Source organism: Candidatus Chlorobium masyuteum (assembly GCF_011601315.1).
Classification (GTDB): Bacteria; Bacteroidota; Chlorobiia; order Chlorobiales; family Chlorobiaceae; genus Chlorobium; species Chlorobium masyuteum.
Window position 1 is genome coordinate 166,972 of the sequence record NZ_JAAORA010000003.1, and the last position, 19,628, is coordinate 186,599.

Here is a 19,628-nt window from a genome sequence, read left to right on the forward strand (position 1 = left end):
GGCGGCTTAAAACGCCGTCACGTGAAAAACATAACGAATGGGTGCAAAAGAACATCTTGCAGAAAACAAGGGTATGGCAGAAAAAGCATTGAATTTTGCAAGGCGGCTTTTGGGCTCAGATGCCGTATTGCTTCCTTTTTCTCCACAGTGTAGCCTGATCGATACCGAGAGTATCGGCGGCTTCCTGAAGAGATTTGGATGAGGCGAGAATTCGACGGATATGGGTCTCTTCTATCACATCGAGGGTTATGGGATCACCAAGACTAACCGGATGCGTTTTGGCGACAATGGAGTCCGGAAGAAGTTCAATACCGATCTGACCGTTTTTACCAAGAATAACAGCACGCTCCATCACATTGCGCAACTCCCGGATATTGCCCGGCCATGAATACGTTCTTAGTGAAGTTCGTGCCTGTTCGGTGAATCCATCAAAATTTTTCAGATTCTGGGCGGCAAAGAATTGCAGCATATTCAAGGCAAGCTGTTCAACATCATTGGGTCTGTCTGCAAGAGGTGGCAGATCGATCTGGATGCCGTTAAGGCGGTAGAAAAGGTCTTCACGGAACTCCCCTTCCCTGACTGCAAGATCAAGATCAGTATTGGTTGCGGCAATAATACGGACGTCGGCTTTGCGTGTCTGAGGCTCTCCGATTCGCTCATATTCACGATCCTGGATAAAGCGGAGCAGTTTTGGCTGAATGGAGAGAGGAAGATCACCGATCTCATCAAGAAAGAGCGTGCCCCCTTCGCATAAGGTTACTCTTCCGGGTTTATCCCTGACTGCTCCGGGAAACGAACCTTTGACGTGGCCGAAAAGCTCGCTTTCGAGCAGTTCTGTGCTCAACGATGGACAGGAAACAACCCCGAATGGCTCCTCCTTTCTCTGGCTCCAGTTGTGAATTGAACGGGCAAGTACAGTTTTACCTGTTCCGCTCGGACCCCGCAAAAGCACAAGCGCGTCTGAGAGGGCAACCTGACGGGAAAGCTCTATGGCTCGCTGCATTGAAGGGTACCGGGAGGTGAAATAGACCTCCGGATGCATACGGTTCAAGTCTTCCTGTAATGAGGCAATACGCATCTCCATAGCACATACTTCGGCAAGACGTGCGGTGATCGATTCAAGCTGGTCGGGAGTGAAAGGCTTGGCAAGATAGTCCGAAGCTCCGCGTTTCATTGCCTCAACGGCCGTCTCTATCGAGGAATAGGCTGTGATGACGACTATTTTGATCCATGGACATGCATTCAGGAGTGAGCGCTCCAGGTCAAGACCGCTTTCAGTACCCAACCGGATATCAACAAAGGCAATATCAAAAACCTGCTGTTCAGCCTCAGCACATGCATCCCTTGAATTACTGACCGCCTTTACACGATGGCCGCGTGACTCCATGAAAACCGTCAGGGTTTTCCGGATATTGGCTTCATCATCGACAATCAGGACATTGAGCGATTGCATGTAAATGCTGATATGATTTGTCTATGCGTAATACATTTGAATTATAATTAAATAATGACGGATTTCGCTGCCCTCTTCGGTACAGTTTTCTTTATGAAGATGATAGCGCCGTGACCTGCTGTCCAGAAAAGAGAGCGGCCAGGTAATGGATGGACAGAGAGATAACAATCTGGTTTGCCCTTTCCCTGGCTACAATAGATTAACCCGTATCATATCAATTCCATACATATTTCAGCTCCCGGAAATTTCTCCTTGACAGACTGGATTAGCAAATCCTCTTCAAAAGTCCCGAAATCTTCAACATCAATCGGAAAATCAGCACTGTCACTACTGAGGATAAACTCAGGTTCTCCTTCGCAGTTTTTCCTCATAACTTCAACGTGCCACTTCTCCGGATGAATGGTTGTGTTCCAACGGATATGTATCTTGTGCTGTGACATTTGCCCCCTTTATCGATGATTTACAATTTTTAAAGGCCCTTGATCATCCTCAGGGCTTATCTCTTTTTCTGACCTGCAATCCAATGCCGGAGAATCTGCGTAACTTCGATTTCCGATTTCGCACTGTGCATGGCTGCCCGCCACTGGCTGTCGCCTGCCATTTTACTGATCATCCCGAGAAGCTTGATATGGCTGTCCGGACGATTGACGGGAGAGAGCATGAGAAACATGATTGTTGCTGTATTCTGTGAATCCGGATCGCAAATCCCGAGCTTGCTTACCCCGATCGCAAGGACGGTTTCGTTGATTCCTTCGAGCCGGGCATGGGGAATGGCAATCTCTTCGCCAATAAAGGTTGCACCCTGTTTTTCCCGTTCGAGGAGTGCTCTCCATGCATAATCGAACGGAATGTCGGAGTGTGTCACGCAAAGTGTATCGAGCAATCGACGGATTGCTGACTCCTTTTCGAGAACTTCGTTCCAGAGCATGATATTGGAATGAATAATCGTTACCTCACGGTCATCACTCTCCTTTGGCTTGCCCATCAGATTTGCACGAATATCAGTGAGGTATTTCGAGGAACGAAGCTTTTTTCGGCGTTCATCCGGGTGGCGGATATCGGGCACAACAATCGTAATACCATGACTCTCCTCTATCAGTCGTTTGATCATCGGACGTTTGCCTGTCAGGCGCTGCAACAGGGAGAGCCGTTCCCCCGAATTACCGACCACAATGTGACCGACCCGGTACTCCTTTGCAAATTGAAGGATGGTTGACACAATATCGTTGCCCTTGTAAATAAAAACAGTCGCACCAAGCTGCTGGGCAAGGGCAAGCGTATTGGTGAGCCTGCGCTGAATGCCGGCATCGATCATTTCAGGGCTTTCCGAAAGGCTTTGCACATAGACGGCGTACCAGTTGCGATTCAGGCGGCCAGCTATTCTTGAGGCATAACGCAGCAACGCCTCACTGTTTTCCGATCTTGAGCTCAGGCAGACCATAACCTGATCCGGGCTTGACGAGGGCTCATCCTGCAGGGGACTTCTACGGCTTGAGTCGATTTGGGCAGCCACTTCGCGAAGCGTCAGCTCTCTCAACTGCTCAAGGTTTTCCTCTTTGAAAAAATTGGTAAGTGCCGATTCCGCCTTGCCGGCAAGATAGACCTTGCCCTCTTTAAGCCGCTGCAGCAGGTCATCGGTGGCAATATCGACGTTGACCAGTTGATCAGCCTGCAGAGCGATCCGGTCGGGAATGCGCTCCTTTACCTTTACACCGGTTGCCTGCTCAACGGTTTCATAAAGGCTTTCAAGATGCTGAATGTTGAGAGTCGAAACCACATGAATGCCTGTTCCGATAATCTCCTCTACATCCTGATACCGCTTTGCGTTCCTGGAGCCCGGCACATTGGTATGCGCGAGCTCATCGACCAGTACCACCGCAGGACGACGCTTGATAATGGAATCAATATCCATTTCGGTGATTTCAATACCGCGATAGGTCAGCGCTTTGCGGGGTATGATTTCAAGGTTTTCAAGCAAAGCTTCTGTCTCTTTTCTGCCGTGCGTTTCGACAATACCCACAACGACATCAATTCCCTGTTGCTGAAGACGCCGTGCTTCGAGCAGCATCTGGTATGTTTTCCCGACGCCGGCGCAGTAGCCGAGGTATATCCTCAGGCGACCTCGCTGTGATTGCTTTATCAACCGGAGAAAACTCTCCGCTCTGCTCTCTTCCATCGCAAGTAACTCCAGGTTTTATTGTCGAGATGCACTACTGTTTTTCTTTACGGCATCGAGTTCCATATTCAATACCAAAACATTGACAAGCCCCTCTCCGGACGAGAAGATCTGTTGGCCGGTTGTTTGGCGGCGAATCACCGTTTCAACTCCAGCGAGCGTCATCCCTCTTGCTGCGGCAACCCTTGGAGCCTGAAACAGCGCAGCACGAAGCGTAATGAAGGGGTCAAGTCCGCTGCCGGATGCTGCAGCAAGGTCAGCAGGAAGAGGCCTGTTGGCGTCAGCACCATAATCCGCGACTGTTTGCACGGCACGCTGCCGTACTTCAGGGCCTGCTGGCGAGAGATTGCTTCCTCCGGCACCTTCAGCATTGTACTTGACCGCCGAAGGTCTTGGCCAGAAATAGCCTGGGCGTGTAAACGGCTGGGCGATCAACCTGCTGCCGACAACCATCCCTGACCGGTCCCGAAGCAGCGAACCGGAAGCGCTCCCGGGGGTTGCAATGCGTGCAAAGGTGAAGATGCAGAGCGGATAGAGACCGCCGCAGAGCACAATAGTCGCAAGTACGATTCTGAGCGATGCTGCAAAATCAGCTCCTGTATCCTCCATAAATGTAATTTTCATATAAGGCTCCTGTTTTCAGAATAAACCGGTGATTGATAAAATCATGTCGATAAGCTTGATGCCGACAAAAGGCACCAGAACACCGCCGACACCATAAACGAGCAAATTGTTCCGCAACAGCGCTTCAGCCCCGAGTGGACGGTATTTGACCCCCCTGATGGCAATCGGAATGAGCATGGGGATAATGATCGCATTAAATATCAGCGCTGAAAGTATGGCGCTGCCCGGTGTTGCGAGTTGCATGATGTTCAGCACGCGAAGTCCGGGTATTGCAAGCAGGAACATGGCCGGAATGATGGCAAAATATTTTGCGACATCGTTGGCGATGGAAAAGGTGGTCAGTGCTCCGCGGGTCATCAAAAGCTGCTTGCCGATCTCGATAATTTCGATAAGCTTGGTCGGATCACTGTCGAGGTCGACCATGTTTCCCGCCTCCTTGGCCGCCTGTGTACCCGAATTCATGGCAACCCCTATATCCGCTTGCGCCAGGGCTGGAGCATCGTTGGTGCCGTCACCCATCATGGCAACCAGCCTTCCCGCCTGCTGCTCCTTCCGGATATACTGCAGTTTGTCCTCAGGTTTCGCTTCAGCTATATAGTCGTCCACTCCCGACTGCCGTGCGATTTCAGCTGCAGTCAGCGGATTATCACCGGTTACCATCACAACCCGCAGTCCCATTGAGCGCAACCGTCTGAACCGGTCGGTGATTCCCGGTTTGAGCACGTCTGAGAGCTCTACTACCCCGAGCGCCTTGTTGCCATCGGCGACTACAAGCGGAGTCATTCCTTTACGGGCAACAACATCAATTATTTCCTGAAGCTCACCCGGAATCGTTCCAGCCTGATCTTTGATGTATTGTTGAACCGCATCTCCAGCCCCTTTGCGCAACTGCCGCCCGTCGGCCATATCCATTCCGCTCAGTCGGGTCTGGGCCGAAAAGGCGATCACTTCAGCTCCTGCCTGTTCAGCGGGGGCCTGCTCTCCAAGGATTGTTACTCCAAGTGTGACTATGGATCGCCCTTCAGGAGTCTGGTCACCGAACGAGGCCTCCATGGCCACTCTGGCAAGATCTCGACTGTCGACTCCGTTCAGTGGAATGAAGCTGGTAGCCTGGCGATTACCCATCGTGATAGTCCCTGTCTTGTCAAGAAGCAGGGTGTCGATATCTCCGGCAAGCTCAACGGCCTTTCCGCTTTTGGCAAGCACATTGGCCGAAAGGGCCCGGTCCATGCCTGCAAGCCCGATGGCAGAAAGCAGTGCGCCTATGGTTGTCGGAATAAGGCAGACAAGCAGGGCCACAAGGGTGGGCACTGAAAGGTTGATGCCGAAATATCTGCCGATTGGCCAGAGCGTACCCGTCACCATCAGGAATGCGAGGGTCAATCCGGCAAGCGTAACCGTCAGGGCGAGTTCATTCGGAGTCTTCTGCCGCACAGCCCCCTCGACGAGCGCTATCATACGGTCAAGAAAAGAGTTGCCTGCCGAAACAGTGATCTTCACCACAATCTGGTCAGAGAGAACCCTTGTGCCACCGACAACACCGGAGCGGTCTCCTCCGGCCTCTCTTACTACAGGTGCCGATTCACCGGTGATGGCCGATTCGTCGACCATCGCCACGCCTTCATCCACCTCACCGTCACCGGGAATGAGTTCGCCGACAGAAACAACAACCAGATCACCTTCCTGAAGGTCATCCGAATTGACTTGCGTCACCTTGCCGTCACGAAGCCTGTTGGCAATGGTGTTCTGCCGGGTGCGCTTCAGACTGTCAGCCTGCGCCTTTCCGCGAGCCTCGGCAAGCGACTCCGCAAAATTTGAAAAGAGGACGGTCAGCCAGAGAACCAGCAAAACGGCAAGATTGTAGATCAAACCACCCTTTCCCGTCAATGCGTCGTAGAGTGTAATTGCCGTTGTCAGTACGGCTCCGATTTCGGTAATGAACATGACAGGGTTTTTGGCCATGACCACCGGATTGAGCATCCTGAAAGAGTGCACAATTGCGGCTCTGACCATAGAGCCTTCGAATATCGAGGCGTTGCGTGATCTCCTCCGTTCTGTTTTACCCGGAAGGCTCTCTCCTTGTATGCTCGCAGTGTTACTGCTCTGAAGGTTATTCATCATGGTTTGCGGGATTCATTTATTGAACAGTTGTCGAAAGGTAATCGGCCACCGGCCCAAGTACGGCGACAGGCATAAAGAGCAGTGCTCCGATCAGAAGTACGCTGCCGAGAATGACGACGGCGAAAAGCGGCGTATCAATGCGAAGCGTACCAATGGTTTCCGGAACAGGTTTCTTGGCCGCCATGGAACCGGCGATCGCCAGAGGCAGAATGATGGGAATAAAACGGCCAAGCAGCATCACCAGACCGGTAGCCACATTCCAAGGCACGGTATTATCACCGAGCCCTTCAAATCCTGAGCCGTTATTGGCTGCTGCTGAACTGAACTCATAGAGAATTTCAGTGAATCCGTGAGCGCCCTTGTTGAGCACACTGCCCGCTCCCCATGAGGTAGAGGCGAAAACTGCCGTTCCGACAAGAATAAGCAGTGGATGGACCAGCAGCGCGAGCAGTGCGAGCTTCATTTCATGGGTTTCCACCTTTCTGGCGCAGTATTCGGGAGTCCGGCCGACCATCATGCCGCAGATAAAGACGCCGACGATGATAAAAATGAACATATTGATGAATCCGACTCCCACTCCACCGAAAATCACATTCAGCCACATTCCTGCAAGCGGTATCAGACCGGTCAGCGGGTTGAGACTGTCGTGCATGCAGTTGACCGAACCGTTGCTGGTCGCCGTTGTGACGGCAGCCCAAATTGCGGCTGTCCCAGGCCCGAAACGCAGCTCCTTGCCTTCGAGATTCGATACGCTCTCAATGGGTAATCCACTGAAAGCCATGGCAGGAGCGCTCTCCAGATTGAGCGCGATGCCCGATTTCAGGATCAGCAGCAGCAGCATCACGGAAAATATCACTGCGGCATGACGCATCCGCCCGGTTATGCGTCCAAACATCCATACCGTTGCCATAGCAATCAGAGGAATGCTCGTACATTCGATATAATTGGTCAGAAATGACGGGTTTTCGAAAGGGTGTGTGGAATTAGGTCCAAAAAATCCTCCGCCGTTCGTACCGAGCTGTTTAATGGCCACCATGGCCGCCACCGGTCCCCGTGCTATAGTCTGCATCGACCCTTCCAGAGTTCGTGCTGCTGCCGACCCTTCAAAGGTCATGGGCACTCCTCCGGCAACAAGCAAAAGTGCGACAATAACCGAAAGCGGCAGAAGAATGAACAGGGTTGAACGGAGCAGATCGCGGTAAAAGTTACCAATAAGCGTGTTTCCGGCAAAAGACCTGGCCAAAGCGGTAAGGCAGGCAATGCCTGTTGCCGCCGAAACAAACTGTAGCCACGTCAGAGCAAAAAGCTGGGAGAAATAGCTCATCGAAACCTCTCCTGAGTAGTGCTGCAGGTTGGTGTTGGTCACGAAAGAAGCTGCCGTATTGAAAATCAGACTGGCTTCCAGAGCCCCCTTGCCGTCCGGATTGAGTGGAAGCAAATGCTGAAGAGCGAGCATGAGGACAACGGCTCCGAACATGATGGCATTGAAGGTCAGCATGGAGAGCAGATATCCTTTCCACTCCTGTTCCCTGTCAAGCATCCTTCCTCCGGTTTTTCTCAAAAGAATTGCCAGCAAACCATCACTGGATTTTTCCGGAGGATTCATGACTGCTGTCATGAACCGGCCCAGCGGCCATGAAAGCAGAACAGGCACGGCAATAAAAAGCAAAAGCATCACTATTTGCATACAGGACTCCATTAAAATTTTTCAGGTGATACTACGGCGATCATCAAATAGATCGCACAGGCAAACAGAACAGGCAAGATGAAATACTCCATTTTAAAAACCTCCGGATAGTGGGTGAATTAAGGCCGCAAGGCCGAGTAAGAGAAAAAAAATCAGTAGCCCCAGATAGATCGCCTGATAGGTGTTCATGTTCATACCGCCTCTTTTTCGTTGAGAATACTCTTTTTTAAAAGCTGGTGTTTATGGAGAGGTAACGTGAAGCTGAAGCGGGACCCTTTACCGGGATGGCTTTGTGAAGAAACGATTCCGCCTTGCGCTTCAACGAGCTCCTTGACAATGGCAAGTCCCAGTCCGACTCCTGATCGTTTATCCTGACCGGGAGCCCTGTAAAACTGCTCAAAAAGGTGCGTCATGTGTTCAGATGCAATTCCCGAACCGGTATCTTCGACGAAAAACCGGACAAACTCCTCTTCCAAGGCGGCTCCTGCCGTCACACTGCCGCCCGGCATGGTAAATCGAAGGGCATTTGAAAGCAGATTGGCGAAAATATGCCGTACCGAAGAGGCATCGGCAACGACATCGGGCAGCTCATCAGCAGTGAGTTCGGTGAGGGTGACATTGCGGTCTTTCGCTTCACCGAGAAAAGGTTCCATGCCTTCCCGAACAAGCACTGATGGCTGCACCGGACGGGGTTCGAGCTGTCCTTTGCCCGATTCGATGCGGTTCAGATCAAGCAGATCATCAAGCATTTCGACCAGCCGTTCACAATCCTCCCTGGCTCCGACCATCAATTCGGTCTGCTGCACATTCAGCTCCCCGACCTCTTCCTGCAGCAACAGGTGAAGTGACATGCGCAAAGAGGTCAACGGTGTTTTAAGCTGATGCGATACCGTCGATAACAGTCCCCGCTTCAGCTCCTGTTGTTCATGCAACTGCGTCACATCACTGATCATCAGAATCGAGCCGGTGACATCACCTGATTCAGATACGATCGGTACGGAAACAGGCTGAAAGAAATACTCTTTGTTGCCGACAAAATGCTGCACCCAACCTTTTTCCCTTAGTCCTGACGGTCCGGGATTAGAAAAAGAGTTGTCAAGAAGTTCCGACATCCAGGGAAAAGTGAGATCCAGTATTGAAACTCCCGGTTTCAAGCCAAAAAACCTGACAGCATTTTCACTCGAAACTTTTACCTGACCTTCAGAATCAAGAACAGTTACGGGTAAAGGAAGTGCCCTGAAAACATCGTCGATCAATTTGCGGCTCCGAAGCAGATTCACCATCTCGCTGTTCCGGTTCTGACGCAAAGCAATCAACATGGCATTGAACGACCGGGACAACTGGCCTACTTCATCATGGGCAACAGTCTGGAGGACAACTTCAAGATTTCCTCGACGGATCTCTTCAGTGGTTTCTATCAGATTCCTCAACGGGTTCAGAACCCAGCGCTGAATCTGATAGCCTAACAAAAGGGTGAGCAAAACACTGGCCATGCCAATCGAAAGCACCCGCCAGCGAGCTGAAATCGAAAGGTTGTGTGCGGCATTTTTTTCCGAAATCATGTTCGATTCATTCAACTCAAAAATCTCCCGGGCGATCGTTTTCAGCTCATCAAACTTCGGTAGCAGCTTTTGATAGTAAAGAGTGCGCCGCAGAGACTCGGGTTTCGAGCTATCCATGACCAAAGCGAGAACTCCAAAGTATTCTGCTGACAGAGAGTGAAGCCGTTCAGCCCGCTCTTTTTCCCCCGGCAACGTGATATTGTGCAGTTCACGATCGAGCGCATCGCTGAACTTCGCTTTATGCTCCTTCACCATCTGCACACCATTTTCATGGTTACCGATAAAGGTGTTCAATACCCCGCTGTCTATTCTTTCAAGGGCATCTTTCATATCCTGACAAGCCACCACGCTCAGGTAATTCTGCTTCAGCACAACAGCAAGGGAGCTCCCGAGCTCATCAATCTGGCGTATGGTCATAAAGCTGATGGCCGAGATAATTATCAGCATTCCACCAAGGCCGAGCAGGAGTTTCTGTCTGATTCCAATTTTCATGATCCATTGTTTATCTCTTTCAAGACAAATAGCGTGCCATACACAGGATCAAGGGAATCCGGGAGGAATTGGAAGGAAATGAGGGGTTTTCAGTATCAAAATGCACGCATTCAGATCATGCAATCGTGCATATTTCAACGCTGATGCGGAGTGGAAGAATACTCTATCGGGCAAACCGACAACAGCATCACGCTCTATCACCCATGATGCAATTTGCGATATGATTGTTTTAACCGGGTTATGCGCCAATACCCGGAACTGGTTCCACAAGAAGCGAAAGTTCCAGACTACGGGTTTTGACGCAAAGGGAGACGGAGGGAAGGATGAAATGGCCTCGCTACAAGGCACCTCAAATTAACCGGATGCTAATGATTAACGCAAATCACATTCATGTAATGAAGAGTCTTTGATGAAAAGAGACTCCTCACCGCATTCACCCGTTCGGATTCTGTAGGCTGTAGTAATCTCCGAGACAAAGATTTTGCCGTCTCCGAACTCTCCGGTTTTCGCGTGCTTTAAAATACACTCGATTGTTTTCTCCAAATTAATGTCGCGCACAACGATTGACAGTAATCGCCTGGAAATGAGCGACGTCTCTCTGATACTTCCCCGATAGATTTCTTTTTTGAATTTTGTGTCATTACCCTGTCCCGTAACCTCCCACCAGGTAAAGAAATCAATATCGATATTGTGGAGAGCTTGTTTCAACTCTTCATACTGGCTTGTCCGAATGATAGCCTCAATTTTTTTCATAGCTTTAATTTTACTCTGGTTGTAAGAATCAATAGTCAGAACCTCGAAATATCCTGATCAAGAAAATGGGAAAAAGCGGCGCGGTGGCTCGCATAATTGATTGGATCTATCACCTCCTTTTTTAATTGCTCGTAGTTTCAGAAATAATTATCAGCCAAATCGATATATCTTCTTCCTTAAATCAATCTCATCCGGAATTCTTCCTTTTTATGAGTTCTATTCTGATTTTGGTATCAGGAAATTCAACCTTGAGTGCATTGAGTAAAAGGTCCTCTTGAACAGGCCCAAATTGATCAACGTTTATGGGGAACTGAGGATCGTCACTTCCGGATAAAAGCTCATATTTTCCGTTGGCGCTTTTTTGCAAATAATCAACACGCCACACATCTCTATTCGCACGATTTTCCCAGCTGACAAAAATCATATCTTCGGCCATGTTGCATCCTTGTTTCGACTCTTTTCTCTGAAGTCACATTTTTTGCATCAACTCTTATGCCAATTATTTTTTTGTTGAATTGCAAGCACTCAGCAACGATAAATGCTCCCTTGCAACTGCATATTTCAATTATTTGCTATTTCAAAAGGTGCATTATTCAACGCTGACACGTAGGGAGGCGGGCTCCTGTAAGAAGGAGAAAGGGTTTTTCAAGAGATGATAATCCATCGGGAAGGCCGATGAGAGAGGGGGCTTATATTCCGAACTGCTTGCGTTTTCGCCAAAGAGTTGCCTTGTCAATCTCCAATACCTCTGCGGCTTCATGAACCGAGGAAGTTGAAGCAAGCACCCTTCGAATATGCAGCTCCTCGATTGCTTCCAGTTTTATTCGGTCACCAATTCTGATTTGCGGCTGCACAGCTGAAGCCATGGAGTCAGGAAGAAGTTCCTCTCCGATCATTGTCGTTGTACAGAGAATCACCGCCCGTTCAACCACATTTCGAAGCTCGCGAATGTTGCCGGGCCAGCCATAATCTCTGAAAATCTTCAGCACCTCAGGGCTGAACCCCTGAATGGCTTTGTGATTCTGGGCATTGAAAAAAGCAAGCATATTGCCTGCCACGGCTTCGATATCTCCGGATCGCTCGGCAAGTGATGGAAGCGTTATCTGAATAACATTAAGGCGATAGTAGAGATCCTCCCTGAAACTGCCCGCAGCTACCGCCGACTTCAGATTGGCATTGGTAGCGGCGATGATCCGCACATTTGCTTTCCTGGTGCGCTGATCGCCGACATGTTCATATTCCCGCTCCTGGATGAAACGAAGCAGTTTCGACTGGATAGAAAGCGGCAGATCACCTATCTCGTCAAGAAACAAAGTCCCGCCCTCGCAACCGGCAACACGTCCCGGATTGTCCCTGAGTGCGCCGGTAAACGCTCCTTTGACATGACCGAACAACTCGCTTTCCAGAAGTTCCTGACTGAGGGATGGGCAGGAAATAACACCGAATGGTTTATCGGTTCGATGGCTCCAGCGGTGGATGAGCCGCGCAAGCATGGTTTTTCCCGAGCCACTCGGTCCGAGAAGCAGGAGAACGGCATCGGAAGCGGAAACCTGCCGGGCAAGTTCTATCATCCTCTGCATTGGAGGATGAGTGGAGCTCAGTGATACATCCGGATCGTTACGGTCCAGATCGTCCTGGAGGAGATTAATGCGGAGCTCCAGTGTTCGAAGAGCCTCCACTCTTTCAAGAACAAGCTTGAGCTGGTCCGGCATAAATGGTTTGGGGAGATAGTCAACCGCTCCTCGTTTCATCGCTTCAACTGCAGTATCAACAGATGCAAATGCCGTTATGACCACGATCTTCATCCTGGGCAACTTGGCAAGAAGCGAAGAAACAAGATCAAGTCCACTCTCCAGACCTAACCTGATATCCACAAATGCAAGATCGAAAATCTGGAGCCCCGCTTCAAGCAGTGCATCCTTTGGATTTGAGACTGTCGTGACCTTGTGATGCAGCAGATCGAAAAACATCTTCATTGTTTTTCTGATGTTCATCTCATCATCCACGATCAGCACGTTCATCGGTGAAAATGTTGCCATTTTTTCAACTTGGTCCATGATGCTTTTCCTGACAATCTTTGAACAAGGCAACATAAATTATAAAAACTTCCTGATTAAAAAACCAGTTGTGGATCGTTATGGGAAATCTATTGGTATTGGTGTGAGTCATGAAACCATCAAGAGGTGCAACAGGTTAATAGAGCTATCCGGGAAGAAATTGTAAAAAGGGCGCCTCTATTTATTGTCGTGAGAAGCCAGAGTACAAGGCGGATGGAGCACAGAAACCGGAGTGTACACGTAGTACATGAGGATTTCGAGCACCACCCAACGCAGTAATCGGGTTTCGGAATAAATAAATAGAGGTGCCCATAAATTTATGGAGTGAACGATGACAATGAATGTACTTGGTTATGCGGCTCATTCCGCCCTTGATGCATTGGCCCCGTATCGTTTTGAACGTCGTGAACCCCGGCCGGACGATGTGGTTATCGAGATCCTCTACTGCGGTGTCTGCCACTCCGATCTGCATCAGGCACGTAATGACTGGGGAGGGAGCAGTTACCCGATTGTGCCGGGCCATGAAATTATCGGTCGTGTTCTGAGCGTCGGCCCGGAGGTGACCCGCTTCAGGGAGGGCGATCATGCCGGTGTCGGCTGCATGGTTGACTCGTGCAGGCATTGCGCCCCGTGTGAAGCCGGTCTGGAGCAGTATTGCCATGAGGGTGCGACCTTCACCTATAATGCTGTTGATCGCCATGATCACACTCCTACTTTCGGCGGTTACAGTGAAAAAATTGTCGTCCCGGAAAGTTTTGTCCTGAAAGTGCCCGAAGGTGTTGATCTGAAAAGCGCCGCTCCCCTTCTCTGTGCAGGGATCACCACCTGGTCACCCCTTCGTCACTGGAAGATTGGCAAGGGCAGTAAGGTTGCGGTTATCGGTCTGGGAGGTCTCGGTCATATGGCCCTGAAGCTGGCAAAAGCGCTCGGAGCCGAAGTCACGCTCTTTACCCGTTCTGAAAACAAGAGAGATGATGGACGCCGCCTTGGAGCCGATACCATAGTGCTCTCCACCGACCAACGACAGATGGCTTCGGTCAAAGGGTGCTTCGAGCTGATTATCGATACCGTCCCCTCTGTTCATGATCTCAATCCCTATATACCCGCACTCTCTTTGGACGGTACACTGGTGCTGGTCGGCTACCTTGGCGATCTGAATCCGATGCTGAACACGGTGCCCTTGATCATGGGTCGCAAATCGGTAGCCGGTTCGGTTATTGGAGGAATTGCTGAAACCCAGGAGCTGCTTGATTTCTGCGGCGAGCACGGTATCACTTCGGATATCGAGGTTATCAGGATTCAGGATATCAATGAAGCGTATGAGCGCATGCTGAAGAGTGACGTGAAATACCGATTTGTGATCGACATGGCCTCTCTCAAGGCGTGATTGCTCCTTAAAACTATCTGGAAATCATCGTCTCCACTGTTTTTCGCAGTTCGTTCATCTCAATGGTATTGCGTTCCGCGATAGATTTGAGGGGGGAATCAATTTCTGCATCAATACCTTTTTGACGAAGTGCAAGCTGGAGTGAGGTCGCCGAAACACCAGCCTCATCGGCTATCTCCTGCAATGTTTTTTTGCCGAAACCTCCGCCCTGTAATCTATGGCTTCCGGTTTCAGCAGGAGCAACAGCGGCATAAACCTCTTCAGCACTCTTTCCATTCATGGTGGCAATATCAGCAAGCGTCTGATTTTTTGAAGCGACTTTCAGCCCTGCCTTTTCCAGCTTTTTAACCAATGAGTCGGGATCGCCGCCAAGCCCCGGTTGCTCTGCAAGTTGAATAAGGGTCATGAGTTCAGCGTGCGGCACCGGAGCCTGCTTTTCCCTCCGCTCCCAGGAGTTTGCTCTTGAGTCGCCAAATTTAATGATTGCAGAAAAAGGGGGCATATCAACATGTGTTCCTATTGCGAAAATCACAGCAATAACCGTTATGGCAACCAACTCTGCTGGGCGTTTAAAACCTTCACTGCTTTTAAGTTTCAGGTAACAGAGAAACGCTTTCCAGTTAATAAAAAAGAGGTGAAAGAGAGAGAGCAAGAGAAAGGCAAACCCGAAAATAGTGTGCTGATTCTGCCATCCCCTTTTGGTCAATCCGATCATACGCCAGTCCGTCCAGTTGGCAACCCTGCCAGGAGGTGAGATGTAGAGGATAACCCCTGAAACCAGCATCATGAGCAGGGTAATAAAAAGACCAAGGCTTATAAACGCCCGCCAGCAGAATTTTTTTTTCATGGCCTGTGTAGTACCGGTTTCCATTGCGAGGTTGCGTGACACGATGAGCAGTTTGCCTTCGACTGGCGATGGAGAGTATCGACCGGCTGGTCACGCCTGTGGCATCGTATACACTGGGCGGAAGAACTCAGTTTGCTATGATCAAAGCTTGCGTGCTGTTCACTGGTTGTCGCAGCGTTTGCTGCATGCGTGAACAGCACGGCAAGAGTGATAAACAAGAGTCTGTTCACAGGATCAAATGGGTTTTTGACTCTTTTGTGATTAGGACTCACCATTTTCGTCCCATTCCCTGACCCATTCCCCTGCCCATACCCATGTTCGGGTTGTATTGATCCCATACCCACTCCGCTACGGCGCTCAACTCGGCATCCGGCAGGCGGAGAGGTGGCATCAGTCCAAATCGAGTAATTGCCTGGGGATCAACCGCTTTCGCCTTGCTGGGAGCTTTCAGATAAGCAACTATATGATTGACACCCTCTTTTTTTGTGTGGAACTGTAGATGGTATCGGTTGGAGAGCGGTATAATCGGCGGCGCGGATTTCGGTGGAGGAGCAACGGAATGGCAGACACTGCAATTCCGGTTAAAAATTGCCTCACCGCTCAATGTTGCTGCCGTCATGCTGGCTGGTGAAAGCCCCGATAAAAAACCGGACAGAACACAGATTGACATAATTTTTTTCATGATATATCTCCTTGAAATAGTGATCAGACTTTCAATTCATTGCAATCAAACACACATATCCCCCATAACCCGAAGCTCTTATAGAAACAGCATTGCAGCGCATATAATTCAACTACACCTGCCATCGGCACTGTCCTTGATCAAGAAGATCCGCTCCATCAAAAGAGCAGCTCAACTCCGGCAGTGGTCGAAGTTGCATTGTACTGGTTAAAAACATCATTTGACGAGTTCCATATCTTCTGGTACTCTCCGTACAACCGCAATTGCCGATCCTTGCCGGAAAACGATAGTGATTTTTCCAGTCGAACCCATATTCGTTTATAATCATCTCCTCTTTCAGGACTCCCCGCCACTGCGTTACCGCTGCTATCCTGTGCTGTTTCAGTGTAGTTCTTAACCGCCTGGTCATATCCCGTTCTTACCGTCACGGCATAAGGAAGTGTCCGTGACAGCATCCCTCCAAACTCCCGGCTTTCATAGCTGTACCGGTCATCAAAAAGGTCATCCGTCGAAAAATTGTCGGCAGACAATCCATTGACAGGGAGATTGCTTCCCCCGAAATTGACGCGATATTTTGCATAGAGCCTGACACCTGTCCGGTCATCAATAACGGGTGAAGAGAGCGTAAGGGAATTGACCCATTGTCCGGCATTTGCAGACTCTTTACTGCTGCCCGTTGTCACGATCCTCCGCCCCCGATAACCCTGGCGGACAACTGTCGTTCCCGCACTGAGGGGTGAGAGGTAGTGCCTGTATCCGAGTTCGGATAAGAACGCAATGTTTCTTCCGCCCTCCATCGCTATCTGCAACCCTCCATACAACTGGTGTTCCAGATTATCCATCTCTTCAAATTGATCATACCGTCTGTTGTGCAGGCTGTAACCGGTAAGCAGTGTCAAATGATCGTTCCGGGGTAATTTGGTATCCACAAATCCCGCATATTCCTGATAGTCATAGAGCTGATAATTGTCCCCGTCTATCCTTGTTTTTGCCCTTACTCCACTGCGAATCCATCCTTTATTTTCAAGATTGCGCTGCACGGCAAGGGTTATTTGAGGCAGGATATAGTTGCGATCTGCATGATCAGTGAAATTGATGGAGCTGCCCTCGAATGATGCCATGGCGCTCCATTTCTCCCAATCCCATGCATGCGCCACAGAGATCTCCGCTTCAGTAACGAGATCTTTTTCGGGAGAGCTGTTTCGAAAGACATTGCTCTCTGCGCTTCCTGAAATTGAGGCTTTGCTTTTCCAATCCGCTTCTGCTACCATTGGCCACAGCACAATAATTGCAATACTGAACAATAACCTCATAATTTTATCTGATTGTATCATGTTTTACCTTCTGCCGGATCGGCCGTTAGATCCACCTGCAGCGGAGTTCCTTGCGCCTCGTTTTCCGGCAACACCTTCATCGCCGAACATTCCGGCTCCTGATTTAGCGCCATAGGTCGCTGGCGAGCCGCCAAACGTGTTCGGATATCGCTCCCTGTTCTGAATGATATCATTGATACCATCGCAATCTTCATCAATGAACTGCAGTTTGTTCTGCATGGCACGACTCTCCTTTTGAGCGGAATTTCCGACAGAACCGGTCATTGTTGCATTCGCTGAATCACTGCCAAAAGCTGCACCTGAAAAAAAGGCACTCGTTACAACAAAAAGAGTACACCGTGATGTTTTGGTGATCAGCATTACACGTCTCCTCGTGAAAGATGTCAGGTCCGGATGTTGTGCACAAACTGCCGGACCTGAAATACAAAATACCGTACGACCTTAACGGGCAGCCTTTCCTGCTCCATGCGGCCCTGTGCCATCAAGAACGGGTGTTCCTGTCCCGCTACCTGAAACCGCACCTCTTCCGGCACCCGATCCATCCCGGGGACGCACATAGTCTGGATCCTGGCCATCAGGAATCCCGTCATTGTTTGTATCCCTTGCCCTGTCATTGATTCCGTTATTATCAGCATCAACAAAGCCCCTGTTACTGCTTCCGGTACCGGTACCGGTACCGCTTCCGCCCATACCCATTCCACCACCCGCACCGCCCCCTTGAGGACCCCTTGCATAGAGGGGATTCGATAGTGAAAGCGTGATGATTGAACCCGCTATCATCGCCATTCCAATAATTTTTTTCATGGTAACTGTTCCTTTTCATTGGTGAGTGTATTCGCTTCAAACGGCAGAGTTCGTTCTATTCCGATGCTCCACCACCTGTTAGAGTCAATTACTGTGCCAGAAAAGAGATGAGGTCTGTAAACGACAATATAATAGGCTTTTAGCGGGTAATATCCAGTAATCAGGGCCATGCGCTCCTGGCCATTGTTTCGACCATCTGGTCGTTGGTTCGACGATATAGTCGATACGGGCTTCAGCGGAGAAGAGGGATTTGAGCGGTTATTTCATGCCGTACTTTTTGAGCTTGTAACGCAGGTGCCGTTCGCTGATACCAAGGAGCTCGGCAGCTTTTGTCTGCACCTGACCAGACTCACTGAGTGCATCAAGAATTAAAGACTTCTCGAAGGCTTCCACCTTTTCCGGAAAGGTTTCTTCGCCTGACATCACCGGTTTTGAGCTCTTTGGAGACTCATTGAGCCTGACGGGAAGATCGCTTTGCATGATGGTTTCGCCGCGCGTAAGCACGACTGACTGCTGAATGATGTTTTCAAGTTCCCGGACGTTTCCGGGATAGGAGTATTTCATAAGACAGTCCATCGCCTCTCGTGATATTCCGGCAATCCGTTTGTTGTTTTCCGATGCAAAGCGACGCACAAAGCCGTCAACCAGTGGAGGAATATCTTCACGTCGATCCCTGAGAGGCGGAATTCGTATGGAAACAACATTGAGCCGATAGAAGAGGTCCTGGCGAAAGGTACCCTCTCTGATCATTGCTTCGAGGTCCCGGTTTGTGGCGGCGACAATGCGGGTATTGGCCTGGATCGGAATATTGCTGCCGATGCGTTCAAATGTTTTCTCCTGCAATACCCTGAGCAGCTTGACCTGGAGGGAAAGAGGAATTTCACCCACCTCATCAATGAAGAGCGTACCTCCTTCAGCGGTTTCAAATCGACCTTTCCTTTGCCGGTCGGCTCCGGTAAAAGCCCCTTTTTCATGCCCGAAAAGCTCGCTTTCAAGGAGCGTATCCGGAAGTGCCGCACAATTAACTGCAACGAATGGTTGGTTGTGACGCGAGCCGGAAAAATGTACGCTTCGGGCAATCAACTCCTTGCCTGTACCGGTTTCGCCGGTAATCAGCACTGAAGCATTGCTGTCGGCGATCCTGCCTGCCACATTGAGCACCTGGCTCATCGCACTGGATTCAGCTATGATTCCATCAACACTGAAACGCTCGGTGAGTTGCTGACGTAGCAGGTGATTTTCACTGATAAGCTGTTTTCGTTCAACAATATTGCGTATCAGCACCTGCAAGCGGTAGAGGTCGATCGGCTTGGTGATGTAATCGGCAGCTCCAAGTTTCATGGCATCGGTTGCTGATTCCACCGTACCGTAGGCAGTCATGATGATAACCTGTATTGAGGGATTTATCTCCTTGATGGCTTCAAGAAGTTTTACCCCGCTCATGCCGGGCATCCTGAAATCGGAGAGCACGATATCGACCGCACTGTTCCGGATGTTCAGAATTGCCTGTTCAGGGTTAGCAGCCTTCAGCACCCGGTAACCCTGCTTGGAAAGAAAACCCGCAAGGCTCTCCAGTTGCACCGGCTCGTCTTCGACCACCAGAATCGTATAATCCATTATCTCGTTCCGTTTATGTTGCTGACAGTAAC

At 49.9% G+C, this 19,628-nt stretch carries 18 protein-coding genes; 2 read left to right on the plus strand and 16 right to left on the minus strand.

Annotated features, from left to right (window positions below; all coding sequences use genetic code 11):
* Positions 1-115 precede the first annotated feature (115 nt).
* From G9409_RS07350 to G9409_RS07380, 7 genes are all read right to left on the minus strand, one after another.
* Positions 116-1,453 (minus strand): sigma-54-dependent transcriptional regulator, encoded by a 1,338-nt coding sequence (locus G9409_RS07350; protein ID WP_166808155.1) that lies wholly within the window; start codon positions 1,451-1,453, stop codon positions 116-118.
* A gap of 209 nt (positions 1,454-1,662) precedes the next feature.
* Entirely contained in the window at positions 1,663-1,893 is a 231-nt protein-coding gene (locus G9409_RS07355) for a hypothetical protein (RefSeq protein ID WP_166808156.1), read from the minus strand.
* Positions 1,894-1,949: 56 nt separating this feature from the next.
* The gene (locus G9409_RS07360) at positions 1,950-3,629 is read right to left on the minus strand and encodes a PTS sugar transporter subunit IIA (RefSeq protein ID WP_166808157.1); all 1,680 of its coding nucleotides are present in this window, start codon (positions 3,627-3,629) and stop codon (positions 1,950-1,952) included.
* 18 nt (positions 3,630-3,647) lie between these two features.
* Positions 3,648-4,253, minus strand: a complete 606-nt coding sequence (locus tag G9409_RS07365; RefSeq protein WP_166808158.1) for a potassium-transporting ATPase subunit C — start codon at positions 4,251-4,253, stop codon at positions 3,648-3,650.
* A gap of 15 nt (positions 4,254-4,268) precedes the next feature.
* A complete protein-coding gene (kdpB, locus tag G9409_RS07370) occupies positions 4,269-6,374 on the minus strand; it encodes a potassium-transporting ATPase subunit KdpB (RefSeq protein ID WP_166808159.1) in 2,106 nt (701 codons plus the stop codon).
* Positions 6,375-6,390: 16 nt separating this feature from the next.
* Positions 6,391-8,061 (minus strand): potassium-transporting ATPase subunit KdpA, encoded by a 1,671-nt coding sequence (gene kdpA, locus G9409_RS07375; protein WP_208019682.1) that lies wholly within the window; start codon positions 8,059-8,061, stop codon positions 6,391-6,393.
* Positions 8,062-8,252: 191 nt separating this feature from the next.
* Positions 8,253-10,115, minus strand: a complete 1,863-nt coding sequence (locus G9409_RS07380) for an ATP-binding protein (RefSeq protein WP_166808160.1) — start codon at positions 10,113-10,115, stop codon at positions 8,253-8,255.
* Positions 10,116-10,215: 100 nt separating this feature from the next.
* On the opposite strand from G9409_RS07380, the gene G9409_RS07385 reads away from it, so the two are divergent.
* Positions 10,216-10,473 carry a hypothetical protein gene (locus G9409_RS07385; protein WP_166808161.1) on the plus strand — a complete coding sequence of 86 codons (258 nt, stop codon included), beginning with the start codon at positions 10,216-10,218 and terminating at the stop codon, positions 10,471-10,473.
* Between the two features lie 14 nt (positions 10,474-10,487).
* On the opposite strand, the gene G9409_RS07390 is transcribed toward G9409_RS07385, so the two are convergent.
* The 3 genes from G9409_RS07390 to G9409_RS07400 form a co-directional block, all read right to left on the minus strand.
* A complete protein-coding gene (locus G9409_RS07390; RefSeq protein ID WP_166808162.1) occupies positions 10,488-10,868 on the minus strand; it encodes a P-II family nitrogen regulator in 381 nt (126 codons plus the stop codon).
* 187 nt (positions 10,869-11,055) lie between these two features.
* The gene (locus G9409_RS07395; protein WP_166808163.1) at positions 11,056-11,304 is read right to left on the minus strand and encodes a hypothetical protein; all 249 of its coding nucleotides are present in this window, start codon (positions 11,302-11,304) and stop codon (positions 11,056-11,058) included.
* 253 nt (positions 11,305-11,557) lie between these two features.
* Positions 11,558-12,925 carry a sigma-54-dependent transcriptional regulator gene (locus G9409_RS07400; RefSeq protein WP_166808164.1) on the minus strand — a complete coding sequence of 456 codons (1,368 nt, stop codon included), beginning with the start codon at positions 12,923-12,925 and terminating at the stop codon, positions 11,558-11,560.
* A 331-nt stretch (positions 12,926-13,256) separates the two neighbouring features.
* Between G9409_RS07400 and G9409_RS07405 the strand changes: the two genes are divergently transcribed.
* Positions 13,257-14,312 (plus strand): NAD(P)-dependent alcohol dehydrogenase, encoded by a 1,056-nt coding sequence (locus G9409_RS07405; protein ID WP_166808165.1) that lies wholly within the window; start codon positions 13,257-13,259, stop codon positions 14,310-14,312.
* Positions 14,313-14,325: 13 nt separating this feature from the next.
* Here G9409_RS07405 and G9409_RS07410 read toward each other — a convergent pair whose 3' ends face one another.
* The 6 genes from G9409_RS07410 to G9409_RS07435 all read right to left on the minus strand — a co-directional run bounded on the left by G9409_RS07410 (position 14,326) and on the right by G9409_RS07435 (position 19,596).
* The gene (locus G9409_RS07410; RefSeq protein WP_166808166.1) at positions 14,326-15,159 is read right to left on the minus strand and encodes a DUF4405 domain-containing protein; all 834 of its coding nucleotides are present in this window, start codon (positions 15,157-15,159) and stop codon (positions 14,326-14,328) included.
* Between the two features lie 268 nt (positions 15,160-15,427).
* A complete protein-coding gene (locus tag G9409_RS07415) occupies positions 15,428-15,841 on the minus strand; it encodes a cytochrome c (RefSeq protein WP_166808167.1) in 414 nt (137 codons plus the stop codon).
* 158 nt (positions 15,842-15,999) lie between these two features.
* On the minus strand, positions 16,000-17,112 hold the full coding sequence (locus tag G9409_RS07420) for a hypothetical protein (RefSeq protein WP_166808168.1): 1,113 nt from the start codon (positions 17,110-17,112) through the stop codon (positions 16,000-16,002).
* 66 nt (positions 17,113-17,178) lie between these two features.
* Positions 17,179-17,535 carry a hypothetical protein gene (locus G9409_RS07425; RefSeq protein ID WP_166808169.1) on the minus strand — a complete coding sequence of 119 codons (357 nt, stop codon included), beginning with the start codon at positions 17,533-17,535 and terminating at the stop codon, positions 17,179-17,181.
* Positions 17,536-17,616: 81 nt separating this feature from the next.
* Positions 17,617-17,979, minus strand: coding sequence for a hypothetical protein (locus tag G9409_RS07430; RefSeq protein ID WP_166808170.1), 363 nt, complete (start codon positions 17,977-17,979; stop codon positions 17,617-17,619).
* A 258-nt stretch (positions 17,980-18,237) separates the two neighbouring features.
* Positions 18,238-19,596 carry a sigma-54-dependent transcriptional regulator gene (locus tag G9409_RS07435; protein WP_166808171.1) on the minus strand — a complete coding sequence of 453 codons (1,359 nt, stop codon included), beginning with the start codon at positions 19,594-19,596 and terminating at the stop codon, positions 18,238-18,240.
* Between the last annotated feature and the right edge of the window lie 32 nt (positions 19,597-19,628).